Annotated in this window: 11 protein-coding genes and 1 pseudogene; 3 read left to right on the forward strand and 9 right to left on the reverse strand. The window is 30.4% G+C overall.

What is annotated here, in order from left to right; all coding sequences use genetic code 11:
• Nucleotides 1–103: 103 nt before the first annotated feature.
• Nucleotides 104–675, forward strand: a pseudogene (locus tag AAGD45_RS06380) (DDE-type integrase/transposase/recombinase); the annotation flags it as partial.
• Nucleotides 676–1,039: 364 nt separating this feature from the next.
• Here AAGD45_RS06380 and AAGD45_RS06395 read toward each other — a convergent pair.
• The gene (locus tag AAGD45_RS06395; protein ID WP_341761093.1) at nt 1,040–2,764 is read right to left on the reverse strand and encodes an aminopeptidase P family protein; all 1,725 of its coding nucleotides are present in this window, start codon (nt 2,762–2,764) and stop codon (nt 1,040–1,042) included.
• A 24-nt stretch (nt 2,765–2,788) separates the two neighbouring features.
• The gene (locus AAGD45_RS06400; RefSeq protein WP_341761094.1) at nt 2,789–3,460 is read right to left on the reverse strand and encodes a helix-turn-helix transcriptional regulator; all 672 of its coding nucleotides are present in this window, start codon (nt 3,458–3,460) and stop codon (nt 2,789–2,791) included.
• Between the two features lie 386 nt (nt 3,461–3,846).
• Between AAGD45_RS06400 and AAGD45_RS06405 the strand changes: the two genes are divergently transcribed.
• Nucleotides 3,847–4,074 (forward strand): hypothetical protein, encoded by a 228-nt coding sequence (locus AAGD45_RS06405; RefSeq protein ID WP_341761095.1) that lies wholly within the window; start codon nt 3,847–3,849, stop codon nt 4,072–4,074.
• 181 nt (nt 4,075–4,255) lie between these two features.
• Here AAGD45_RS06405 and AAGD45_RS06410 read toward each other — a convergent pair whose 3' ends face one another.
• From AAGD45_RS06410 to AAGD45_RS06440, 7 genes are all read right to left on the reverse strand, one after another.
• Nucleotides 4,256–5,188: a lipid A biosynthesis lauroyl acyltransferase gene (locus AAGD45_RS06410; protein WP_341761096.1), complete on the reverse strand. Its 933-nt coding sequence runs from the start codon at nt 5,186–5,188 to the stop codon at nt 4,256–4,258.
• The gene (gene lpxK / locus AAGD45_RS06415) at nt 5,172–6,134 is read right to left on the reverse strand and encodes a tetraacyldisaccharide 4'-kinase (RefSeq protein ID WP_341761097.1); all 963 of its coding nucleotides are present in this window, start codon (nt 6,132–6,134) and stop codon (nt 5,172–5,174) included. The genes AAGD45_RS06410 and lpxK overlap by 17 nt, the downstream gene beginning before the upstream one ends.
• 4 nt (nt 6,135–6,138) lie before the next feature.
• On the reverse strand, nt 6,139–6,456 hold the full coding sequence (locus AAGD45_RS06420; protein WP_341761098.1) for a multidrug efflux SMR transporter: 318 nt from the start codon (nt 6,454–6,456) through the stop codon (nt 6,139–6,141).
• 4 nt (nt 6,457–6,460) lie between these two features.
• Nucleotides 6,461–7,486 (reverse strand): RP853 family protein, encoded by a 1,026-nt coding sequence (locus AAGD45_RS06425; protein ID WP_341761099.1) that lies wholly within the window; start codon nt 7,484–7,486, stop codon nt 6,461–6,463.
• A 14-nt stretch (nt 7,487–7,500) separates the two neighbouring features.
• Entirely contained in the window at nt 7,501–9,006 is a 1,506-nt protein-coding gene (locus tag AAGD45_RS06430; RefSeq protein ID WP_341761100.1) for a hypothetical protein, read from the reverse strand.
• Between the two features lie 66 nt (nt 9,007–9,072).
• Complete coding sequence (locus AAGD45_RS06435) at nt 9,073–9,714, reverse strand: hypothetical protein (RefSeq protein WP_341761101.1); 642 nt, start codon at nt 9,712–9,714, stop codon at nt 9,073–9,075.
• A gap of 3 nt (nt 9,715–9,717) precedes the next feature.
• Nucleotides 9,718–11,289, reverse strand: a complete 1,572-nt coding sequence (locus AAGD45_RS06440) for a hypothetical protein (RefSeq protein ID WP_341761102.1) — start codon at nt 11,287–11,289, stop codon at nt 9,718–9,720.
• 414 nt (nt 11,290–11,703) lie between these two features.
• Here AAGD45_RS06440 and AAGD45_RS06445 point away from each other — a divergent pair, with 414 nt between their 5' ends.
• Nucleotides 11,704–12,429 (forward strand): hypothetical protein, encoded by a 726-nt coding sequence (locus AAGD45_RS06445; protein WP_341761103.1) that lies wholly within the window; start codon nt 11,704–11,706, stop codon nt 12,427–12,429.
• The last annotated feature ends 13 nt before the right edge of the window (nt 12,430–12,442 follow it).

Raw genomic sequence — 12,442 nt, forward strand, 5'->3', positions numbered from 1 at the left:
CATAGAGATTGTTTCAATTTTAGGATGTGCTAAAATAATGGTACCTACCCTATATACAGAATGAGAAGCGCGTAAACAAGCTAAAAGATACAATTGTAATCTTCCTGGAGAAAGGGTACAGATGGACGTGTGCAAAATCGCTAACAATTTATACCAATATACCGCTATAGATTGATTGTACTAGATATAAGGTTTTGGCTTTATATAAAAGACGTACCAAATACTTTAGATTTTTTAGAACAAGTTATGGAGCGTATGCCATTTCCCATACAACGTATTCAAACTGATAGAGGACAAGAATTTTTTGCTTATAAAGTCTAGGAACGTTTAAAAGAATATGCTATTAAATTTCGTCCTATTAAACTAGCTTTTCCTCATTTAAACGGCAAAGTAGAACGCACTCAACGAACAGACTTAGATGAGTTCTATTCGAGTATTGATCTTAAAAGCCCTGATCTTATTGAGGAATTAGGATATTGGGAACATTATTACAATTGGAACAGACCACATAGCTCTTTAGGCGGTAAAACTCCAAATGAAAAATATATAGAATTGATTTATCAAACTCCACTCTATGAAGAAGTTAGTGAAAAATATGATCATTCTAAAGAGGAGATTTTAATCCATGGGTACAATAAGAATTTAGCAACAAAAATGTTGAAACGATGTCTGTGAATCCCACAAATCAGCTTATTCATAGTTAGTAATGATAACTGCCTTGGTCACTATTAAATATTTTTGGAGCTTTGTATTTATTAAGGGTATCTTTTAATAGACTTCTTTCGAAACTCTACTTCTGCTGGTGATTTGGACAATGATGCGGTACTCGAATCCGTAACGGAATTAGAGTACGCTGCGGTTCGAGGTGAAGCGTCTCCTTCAAATCCCTCAGCATAAGCGAGTTTCGAAAGAAGTCTAATACATCAGTTACCAAAGTCACATCCATTGAATTTGATAATTTATAACTCAATATGGCTTTACTATGCCAATCTATAATAGCAGCTAAATACATAAAACCACCATTAGTTCTGACATAAGATTAAATCTCAACTACTCCACTTAACCATTTCTGTCCTCTAATTGAAAGCAGGGGATAAACTTGTTGTTTAATTTTTTGATAGTATTGTTCTATATAATTTATCTCATCTGCGTTTAGCATTCTACGATCTATTAAATCTTTTGCATAAGGAACAAGGGTGAGAGTGTCAAACTCTAGAAAATTTTCATCCTGTATATTTTTGACATACATCAGATTTTCTATTCTAATGCCAAATTCGTTCGTTTTATAATAACCTGGCTCATTGGATACAATCATACTAGGTTCTAGAATAACATTACTGCGCAAACTAATATTTTGTGGTCCTTCATGAACACTTAAGAAGCTACCAACACCATGACCTGTACTATGTGGATAATCTTGTCCATCTCTCCATAAAAACTGCCGAGCTAGAACATCTAAATTAGCTCCAGTAATAAGATTAACTGGAAACTTAACCATCGACAAAGCAATATGCCCCTTAAGAACTTGAGTGTAACGTAATTTTTGTTCTTTGGTAGGATACCCACCTATAGCAAGAGTCCTAGTTACATCAGTAGTACAACCGTTATATTGACCACCAGAATCAATTAATAATATGCCTTTACCTAAGATTTTCTTTGCTCCCGTGCTTGTTGCTCGGTAATGAATTATAGCACTATTTTCCTTAAAGCCACATATAGTCGGGAAGCTATCCATAACATATTGATCTTGCTTAAATCTAAACCCTGTTAATATTGTTCCTAAATCATATTCAGTTTGATCTTGTAAATTTGGTAGTTCGAATAAATATGCAAAGAATTCGCATAGTGCCACCGCATCCTTAATATGGGAATTAATTGCATGGTTAATTTCAATATCGTTTTTACGGGCTTTAGCTAATTGACAAGGATCATTAATTTTTTCTATTATCTTAGTGCTTAGCAAATCTATGATATAATTGGAAGTGAAGTTTTCGTCAATTAGGACTTTATTAGCTTGACTCAATATATCAGCAAATTGTGCTGAAGGTAAGATAGTTATATGAGGACGAGCAAGTATAATATCTTGGTCTACCCTATTTGGATTAATAAATAAATATAGTTGGTTCTTAGTGATTAGGACTATACCAAGCATCAATGGTGAATATGGAATGTCACTTGCTCTGAGATTTAATAACCAGCATATTGAATCTGCTGCAGTAATAATCATGGTATCTGCAGAATATTTAGTGAGTAGATTACGGCACATGGTAATTTTGTCACTATACGATTGACCAGCAAACTTATCATCATAAATATATATTTTTGATGATGGTTCAACTGGCCTATTACGCCAAATTTGATCTACTAAATTATTAGATACTTTATGTAAACGAGTCTTTATTTTAGCAAATATTTTTAACTTAACATTAGTGAAGAGTTTCGCATCATATCCTAATATACCATCATTACCTAAGTAATTATCCCAAGGAAAATAGGGTAAATCTTTAATATCGAAAATCTCAAAAATTTTTGGATCTAGTTCACGCTTACTTTGTTCTAGATAACGACCATCTGTAAAAAATATAACATTATTTTTGCAGATCACCACAATACCATTTGACCCACTAAAGTTAGTCATATATTGCAGTCGTTTAGCACTTTCATGAACATACTCGCTAAAATATTGATCATTAGACGGTACTATATAGGCATCTATTTTATACTTAGCGAAAAGACCCCTAATATTGCTAATACGTTCTTGCATTAAATTATTATCGATAAAAAAGATTTATCTTCCTCTGCTGCTATTAGGCGATTTCTTAATTAAAGAACCCACATGGCTGGGAGTAACATTATCTGTAGTCAGGATCTTAGGTGATATATCACCTGCAATGGATTTCCCAATCAGTTGAGCGGCTTTTAGAACTTCAGGATTCAATGTTTTTAAGTTACCTAAAGATCTGTCTACCTGCTTCTCTCTTCCAAGCTGCGAAGTTCTACCTAACATTCCATCAATAGGAGCTTTAAAATAATCAGCAATAGCTATAACCGCTTCGGTACTTAGCATTTTTTGGTTATTATCATCTTCTCTTAAAAAAGGACGAACGCTGTCTTCACTACGACCAATTTTTGATCCTAATTCGTATTGAGTCATTTGGTTTTTGTTCATCTTCTCGGTGATAAAGCTCTTCAAATTAGCACTTAATGCTTCTGGAGATAGTTGCATATATTCTTGTTTTTCTTGAGGCTCAAACTCCTTTCTACCTAGCACTTCATCAATAGAGCAGTCAAAATAATTTGCAAGTTTGATTATGTTTTTTATTTCAGGACGTCGATTACCCAACATCCCCCTCATAGTAGTCGTAGGAATGCCTGCAAGTTCAGCAAGATCACTTGCCTTTAGTTGTTTTTCTTCCATTTTATTCCCAAGGAATTCTTGTATATTTTCAATCCAGCCCATTGTAAATATTTTTTTTATAAAATTGATCCGTGAAAAACGGTTTTTTCTTGACAACAAAAAATTGTCACAGTAAAGTTGTTTATCTTACTAAATGAACCAAGGAATTATTTAGTAAGATAAACTTTAAAAACTAAAACTATTCAGTACATAAATTCAACTACTACAAATATAGGTAAGTTGAATAAAAACGAAATAATACTAAATAGTTAGTTAAGCACAAAACCTCAATCATAAAAGGAAATGCCTTATGAATATATACAATATTTGCTCAGTAATCAAATTTATTCTTGCTTATTTAGCAACTTTCTTTTTAAAAATGCAACCTCAACTACCCTATCTAATAATGAATAGGAATATTTTACCTACAATCATAGTAAGAGGGTTTTATGCAAAATGATTTTAATGATAAAGATATAAAACAACTATATAGCAAGATTATGACTATATCAGGTTACATAGTTGCCATGAGATCAGAGTGTATAAGAGAAGCTAAAAAAACTGAGGATGCTCTAAAAATCCTAATCAAGCGTACATATGACATTAGAGGTGGGCTTTGGATATGTTTGATTACTATATGGTTTTTAGCCATACTTTTTTTGCAAAAAAACTTTTAGCCAGTACTTATTAAATTTATAAACTTAAAATTGGAAGAAGGAAAGCTAGACTTTATGTTACATTCACCGTTTGACACGTCTTATCTTCGAGATAAATATGAGAAAAAATTATGCTATAGAACTGGATTATCATACGGCGTGTTGGATGAAAATTTACATTTTCGTTACTGGCTACATGTTATTATTTGCAGATTTTGTCATTTGGGGCATAGTTATTCTTCTTCCATCTATTATGAAACCAAAACCATTGACCTGGATTTTCTTTAACCCAATTACCTAAAATTTGATTAATGGCAAACATTATATTATAACAATCTGTTTTACTATTATTAGTTTTTTGTAATTGTATTGGTGGATGGATAATAGCTTTAAAATAACTACTATTACTAGTGCGAACCACTTGTAATGGTATAATCGGGTAGCCGAATTGTAAGGCAATTTTAGCAATTGCGTGAGCAGTCATGGCCGGTTGGTCTAAAAATGGTACTTCAATGCCATTATTCATTTTTTGATCTACAAGCATGCCAATTGCATATCCTGATTTGATTGCAGATATGAGATCTCTTGCCCCCTTTTCTCCTTTTGGAATTAGCTTTATATCACTAGTTTTACGCGTATCATTAATTAGCTTATCAATATAAGGGTTATTTAATTTACGATAGATAATAGCAAATTTAGGATAAAATTTATTTATAATTTTGAGTGCAAAATCCCAATTAGCAAAATGCCCTGTAAATAATAAAAACGGTTGGTGTGATTTCTGAAATTCTATTATATTATCAAGCCCACTTATCTCTACCCTTTTGGATAACTCTTCCTCTGACATCTTATTAACATATGGAAATTCTCCTATAAAACTACCAAAATTATCCCATACTTGATTAATGGTTGCTTGAGTCTCCATCCTTAGACCATTTGTCTGATTCTTGCCAAAAATATTTTGAATATTTTCTTTTGCAATTTTATTAACTGGCAATAGAGGTCCTATTTTCCTTGCTATACACCGACAAATTTGTACAGATTTGTCGATACCAAATGTTCCTAGTATCTTTAGTATTATTAAAACGAAAAAATACTCAAGCAAATATTTAATATTTTTAAAGAATTTTCTCATATATTAAATCTGCTAATAATTTTTGATTATTTAGTAATAAATGTACATCACAACATATTACTGACAAGTCAGCATCACATATTTTTACGTAATCTTTTCTAGTTGTTATTAGAAGAGAATTAGATTTTTCTGATTGTTCTTTTAAATAGTCTAAATCTTCTTCACTATATTGATGATGATCCGGAAAAATTTTATTACCTACTAACTGCAATCCATAATTTTCTAATGTAGAAAAAAACCGTTCAGGATTACCTATACCACTAAAGGCAAAATAGCTCTTTGTTTTATCTATGTCTATAGTTGGAACTATTTGGGCTTGAAAAAAGGGAAGCTCCTTATGTAAAGAAAAAGGCATAACATTACTCGAACCAACTAGAATAACTATATCCGCTTTTTCAATAGCTTGTTTAGGATACTCACGCAAAGGGCCGGCTGGAATTAACCATTCGTTGCCAAATAACCTGTCAGCATCAACTGACAAAATAACAATATCCTTATAAAAATTAGGATTCTGCATTGCATCATCTACTATAATCACCTGTGGTTTAATCCTTTTTATAAAAGGTAGTATATATTGAATTTTCTTGCTAGCTATGACTTTACCATATTTTAATAGCATTACTGCTTCATCCCCGACATCTAGTACTGTATGATGTGGTTCAACTAACAACGCCGTTTGCAGTTTACTGCCATAACCTTTAGTAATAATTATAAAATCAATATTAATAGCCTTCAACATTTTTGCAAGGAAGATCACTATTTGAGTTTTACCAGTACCTCCAATGCTTATATTACCAACACAAATTACTTTACAAGGAAATATTATAGGGCGTGCAATTATTTTTCTTAAATAACTAAAAAAAAGATATAACCAACTTAGTGGTAACAATAAATATGATATAATAGTTTTGGTGTGCCAAAATTTAGGATAAATAAGCCTGATCATAAGTTTAAGACAACTTAAGCCCTATCATAGAAATTATCATAGTCGTAATAAAGAAAACTCGCATGGCAGAATATGGCTCGTTAAAACACACCATCCCTACTATTACTGTTCCTACAGCTCCGATACCAGTCCATATAAGATAAGCAGTACCAAGAGGAAGTTTATCTAGAGTTTTACTTAGACAAACAAAACTCAATATAGAAAAAATAATAAAAGCTATAATGGGTTTTACTTTGGTAAAACCATCTGACAATTTCAGCGATATAGAGAAACCTACCTCAAAGAATCCTGCAAGTATAAGGAGAACCCAAGTTGCTAACATATTGTTACCTTTGTTTAATTTGTCCTGAAGATTTGCTATTTTTGTTATTTTGTAAAGATTTCTTACTAGGTAAGTTAACCGATAGCTGATCTTTTATTATATCTAATTTGTTAGATTTTAGATTGACTACCGACTTGATTTGACTATCTAATTTTTGCATGGATACATTATGCTCTACTGCTCGCTGTTTAGACAAGAATTCCTTATTATTTTTCCATAAATTAGTTTTTAGAGCGGTAATTTTTTCTTCTTGCACACTCATGGATTTATCCCGACTCAGAATTACCCCGCCAATTTTTTCGCCAATTTTGGGAGCATATTCTATTGCTAGAATAGAAGCTGGTACTACCATAAAAGCAAATGTGGCACCAGCTGTTGCAACACTGATAGCCCCAACTGCTAGAACCGAAATAGCAGTTATAATTTTACTAGTTGCTTGTTTAAATATTTGAATTTTCTTATTATGTTTTACTGCAACATTTACTATTCTATTAATTTCTAATCTAGCATTAGTGCTAACTTCCTTTGGGTTTTGATATTTTTTCACCGCATGCATTACCGTTGTACAAAATACTTCTGGTTCAAGCTGTATAAAATTTGTTAATTCATAACTATTCCTTGCTGCCAGTAAATCTTTTAACACTTGTTTTATTACTTTTCTCTCTTCAGAATTTGCCTTACCAAAATTTGTACTTATTAGTGTATCAATTATTATATCTTCCGATTTGTTTAGAATATTATCTCTATCTTGATATTCTACTGCATCAGGAGAGATTGCTACCGAAAATAACATTAAAACTGTTGAAAAACTATCATCCGTAATAACTTTCTGACCAAGAAAAACTCTTAATTTACCAATACAATTACTTATATGGACATCAATCTCAGGTGTTGATTTAAGCCTAATTTCGTAATCAATAGCTATTATATTAGCAAGTGTTAAACATGCATGTTTTGTTATATTATTAAATAACTCTTCACTTATTCTTTTTTTACATATAGAAATGTTTATACTGCTAAAGATGTTCATTAGTCTTTGGCTCTTTATTTTTTAACATGAGAGTGTTTTTTTACAAATGAAGCTATCGTATCCTCAAAAGAAATAAATTTTTTATTTAGTAAGTCAATTTGCTTAGTTTTTTCATCTTCTGTTAAGAAAGAATATTTAATACTATTAGACACTATTTCTTTTAGCTTATCATAAGATGGTTTATAGCGAGTGACAAATTTTAAATATTCATCAGTTAAATTATTACGTGACACCCCTAGATCATCAGTAGAAATTGCAATTGGTACTCCATACTGCATATAAAGTCTCACTGGATGATCGTTACCTTGTACTCCTAGTAACGCTTCATTACTAGTCAAATTAATTTCTACAAGTATATTCTTGTTTAATAATGTATTTATTAATTGGTAGGGGTCAGATTCGTGCATAATATCGACACCATGTCCTATACGGTTTGCCCCTGCCACGTTAACCGCATCATTAATATGATAACTCAATTCTTCAGGAGTAACTTGGCCTAAAGTAAGCTCTCCCGCATGCAGCGACAATTTTACGTTAGGAAATTTTTGTTTTAAGAAACGAAACATTTTCATATGCAACTTATAATCACGTAAAGCGATAGGATGAGCCTCATTACCAACAATGTTAACTCCAACAAATTTGGTATTATTTTTTACCATTAAAAACGCTGAATATAATCCAGAAAATATCAGAGATGGTTTGTTGAAACGTATTACATATGGTTGAAATCGCATACTAAAATCATCCTCATCAATATCTTGCGAGTTAGATACGATTTCACGTAAATTTTGAGCAATTTCATTTTGTATAATGCTATCTTTATCTAAAACATCAACAGCCTGGCTTAAAACATCATTGATAGTAATATCATCTGTATTACTTGTTAGTTGATTAATCTTATCAAGTGCAGGATTGTAACTAGTTGGGGATGGGAACAATATAGTTTCAATATATTGGATATTTTCCGATTTAGCTCTTGCCTTCAACAAAGTCAAATTACTTTTGACATCTACTGTTGCTATTGGGGCTAAATATCCAAAAACATTAAAGAAATGTTTTAATCCATCTTCTTGAGTATAATCATGGTCGTAAAAGAATTTACCATATGACCAGTGACTTAAAATGGTGGTATATAGATCATAATTATCTTGCAGAGCAGTAACAGTAAGGCATGTTTTATTTGGTTTATTTTTTTGCACTTGATAGCTATTCTTATCTATATAAAAACCGGCCTTACTAATAAGATCTAAATAATTTTCGACATATATAGCTCCACTAAAATGATGATGAAGCTCCCCTCCTTTGGGTAATAAACTTAAAAACATATTAAGCTCTGCCATATCGTTACTGGATATTAAATTATGGTAATATTTACTAGTAGCGATATAATCTTCTGTTTTTGCTTCTATTTCTGTTTCTGTTTCTTTTGATGAGGAGTTACTAGCCATCGTCACTTCTGTAATAAAAATAATATTTAAACTAATGATAACTCTTATTAGCTTTTTTACAACAATATTCATACATTCTCTCTAAGATTTATTAATAATTTTGTTATAAATTATATATATAACTACTTAAGATTACAATTACTTATTTGCTGTTATTTCTCTTATACGCATATTAAGTTTTGTAAATATCATATCAGGTGTTCTTTCTGTTGATAGTTTATAAACAACCTTAGGCTCTAATACATCTTCTTTCTTTATGTCTATAGATAGTACAATGGTATTCTCCGGCATACAAGAGTAGATTTCTCTTATAATTGTCAAGAAAGTTGCAAAATCTTTAGTGGCAAATCTTATGTAAACATCATAATTCTTTATCCTTATAGTATCCTGCTTTGTTCCCACCATTGGGTTAATACCACTTAAGAATTCTTGTTTAATTGATATAGTAATAGGCTCATTTAAGTTGTATTTTTTTGAAAAACTATCAATTGTTGTTATTAACCTTGCTCGTTCTAAACAACTTTGTCTAGCAGAAATAGATAATAATTTCGAATATCTTGCATAAGTTTCTAGTATTTTATATTTGGAATTTATTATAGAATACAACTTTAACGTTTCTTGAGCTAGAGATTCTTCTATATTTTGATTCTTGGCAATCGACTCCATATAATCTTTATTAATACTTTGCAGTAACCATAAAATAGTAGAAATACACAAACAACACATAATAAACTTAAAAAATATAACATTTTTTAGATGAACAATAAAATTTTTAAGCATCTCTTATCCTTTTTTCTTAGTAATAATGACCTCAGCAGGTATTACTACTCTATTAGGTAACTCTAATATTTGATCAGTAAATATTATAAAATTAATATCCATATTGCTAAATATTTTACTAAAATTTGCAATTTCTTGTTTTAAGAGCTGAGTAGCATCTTCAACTAGCATATCACTAACGATAAGTTTTAATAATATCTCGATTTGTATATACTGATTAGATGATAATAACATATTATCTATATCCGACCTTTGCCATTTAATCTCTTCTAGGTGCAGATTAGGTGGTAAATTTGTTAAAAACTTTTCTAACGAGTCAAATGGCGTTGGTACGGGGATTTGCAATAATGCTTCAAATACGTATAAATCAGCTAAATTAGTGGTATTTTGAATATATGGATAGGTTTGCTTAACATTATAATAATCTTGTTCAGCACTGAAATAGTGTGAATTTAAAAGATCCAATTTTCTGTAATTTGCTATGGTTTTAATTTTGATAGCACATGCAGCAAATATCAATATTATTATTATAGTGATAAATGGTTTGAAAATTAAAGAACTGATAATATTGAGTTTAGCTATGGATTCTAAATATTTGTTAGAGGCTAGAAAGCTTTTTTGTTCATTAAATAACTTGACAACCATTGCATCTGAAAATTTGCTATTATCACCTAATACACTGTTAGACTTACGTATTACTGGATGTTCACCAAAACTGGATTGTTTTAATAACAACTTTAGACTTTGGTCTACTATAAGAATTATACAAACTTTAAGGGTTAAACTATCAATATAGCTTTTACAAGATATCAAACAATCTTCCACTTCTTGTTCTATTATACCTTGAATATATAAGTCTGACTTATCAGCTGGATAATCAAATGTTTGAATTGAGATTATATTACCTTGGTGTTTAACAACAAGTTTAATACCGTTTGTACTTAAAATACATACAAAAATTTGTAAATATTCACTATATTTATTATTTTCAACATTTTTTATAATTTTATCTATAATTATTTTCCATTCCAAAGCTAAAAAATAAATCCCACCAAACTTTTGCCTCTTACTTGTCAGAAGATTCTCAAGTAGCTTACTTAAAGGCGGGGTATAAGGAGTAGATACCAGCAAGGTATTCCACACCTCACTAGATTTGGTATTGATGTTATAGACATTGTAAGCAACTATATCATCTATAGAAAAATACTCCTCTATAAATTTTTCTACAGGATTGGTTTTTACTATTGAATGTAGTACAGGTACTATATCATGGCGTACTTCACATGCAGAACCGCTTAATAAGAAGAAAACGTAATAGTTTTTGAATTTAGCAAAAAATTCTTTATAGGAGTCTAAATTATCTTGGTTTTCAGCAGGAACAAATAAAGTATCCACAACTTTATCGTGTATTAAAGCACAAAGAAATGTACCTTTATCGCCTATTAAAATAATAATATTTCTTTTATATAAAAAATATACCACCAATTTATGTAGTTTTTTTAGTAAAACTTGTAGTTTGGGTAGTTTGGATATGTTAATCATGTAACTAATACTTAGACTTAAATATTTAAACATAGACTATTATAACAGCAATTATCTTTCCACTAAGTGATTTAGTATTTTTTTATGATTTATCTATAAAAAAATACTAAACATTATTGAATAATTATAATATTATCCGTTCCAAACGGATGATATCTATGTGAATGATATTAGGTGCAAAATCTTAAATTACTATTATTTTAAAATAAATTTTTATTTTTGTAATATTTTGTTGAACATTCTTAAATAATAAATATACTCTCCTTGAGTTAGGTTATTACAATAAATTATAAAGGACGATAACCTAATAAAATTCTAATGATTTTAATAATTGAAAAGTGAGCATACAAAATATAGATACACCTTATTAGGTAAGAATAGTATATTTTGTAGTATTACAAAATCAATTATTAGTAATATGTTGAACTAATTGAGGATTATATTATTATGTCTAAACAACAAAATTATTGGTTTAAAAAACAGGATGTAGTGAAAGCTCAGGAAATACTTACAGCTGTGCAAGAAAAAAATATTAAAGCTATATACACAATAGTAGGTTTACCTAGGGCAATACAAGAGAAACTTACTGATAAAACTAGTATAGACGCTGAAAAGATATTGACTAAACAACTCTCAGACTTAAAAAAGAGTCATGATAAAGACGAAAAAAAATTCGCTAGTATTAACAAAAACAAGCCCAAAGAACTAGATGCATTATGCGAAAAATTAGCTACGGAAAAACAAGAGTTAGAACAAGTACAAAAATGTCTAAATTTGACTCATGCCATTAATGATACAAGTGTACCTATTAAACAAATACTTACTATGAGCGACGTATCTTGTCGTGTAATAGAGAAACTGAATTTAGACAGAAAGTATACAACTATATCTGAAGTTGTACAACAATTGGAACACTTATTGTCCACATTTCCATCATCAGAAAGTGATTCTGATTATGGATCTGATCTTAGTAGATCAACTAGCGAAACACAACACACAGTGAAGTTACCAAGTAATATATTAACAAATAATCTACAACAGCATGAACTATTGTCAAGGCTCAAGGAAATATCAAATGAATTCGCTCTAAAGAGAGGACTCGACAACACTGCCCATACAAATAATCATATTGATGACGTTAGCGTAGCAGGAGAATATCCTGAGACGCATTAAACTATAGCTAGCA

Source organism: Candidatus Tisiphia endosymbiont of Thecophora atra, from assembly GCF_964026395.1.
Lineage (GTDB): Bacteria > Pseudomonadota > Alphaproteobacteria > Rickettsiales > Rickettsiaceae > Tisiphia.

Coding starts and splice junctions, on each gene's coding strand:
- AAGD45_RS06395 (WP_341761093.1), bottom strand. CDS start 2,764: ATGCAAGAACGTATTAGCAATATTAGGGGTCTTTTCGCTAAGTATAAA.
- AAGD45_RS06400 (WP_341761094.1), bottom strand. CDS start 3,460: ATGGGCTGGATTGAAAATATACAAGAATTCCTTGGGAATAAAATGGAA.
- AAGD45_RS06405 (WP_341761095.1), top strand. CDS start 3,847: ATGCAAAATGATTTTAATGATAAAGATATAAAACAACTATATAGCAAG.
- AAGD45_RS06410 (WP_341761096.1), bottom strand. CDS start 5,188: ATGAGAAAATTCTTTAAAAATATTAAATATTTGCTTGAGTATTTTTTC.
- lpxK (WP_341761097.1), bottom strand. CDS start 6,134: ATGATCAGGCTTATTTATCCTAAATTTTGGCACACCAAAACTATTATA.
- AAGD45_RS06420 (WP_341761098.1), bottom strand. CDS start 6,456: ATGTTAGCAACTTGGGTTCTCCTTATACTTGCAGGATTCTTTGAGGTA.
- AAGD45_RS06425 (WP_341761099.1), bottom strand. CDS start 7,486: ATGAACATCTTTAGCAGTATAAACATTTCTATATGTAAAAAAAGAATA.
- AAGD45_RS06430 (WP_341761100.1), bottom strand. CDS start 9,006: ATGAATATTGTTGTAAAAAAGCTAATAAGAGTTATCATTAGTTTAAAT.
- AAGD45_RS06435 (WP_341761101.1), bottom strand. CDS start 9,714: ATGCTTAAAAATTTTATTGTTCATCTAAAAAATGTTATATTTTTTAAG.
- AAGD45_RS06440 (WP_341761102.1), bottom strand. CDS start 11,289: ATGTTTAAATATTTAAGTCTAAGTATTAGTTACATGATTAACATATCC.
- AAGD45_RS06445 (WP_341761103.1), top strand. CDS start 11,704: ATGTCTAAACAACAAAATTATTGGTTTAAAAAACAGGATGTAGTGAAA.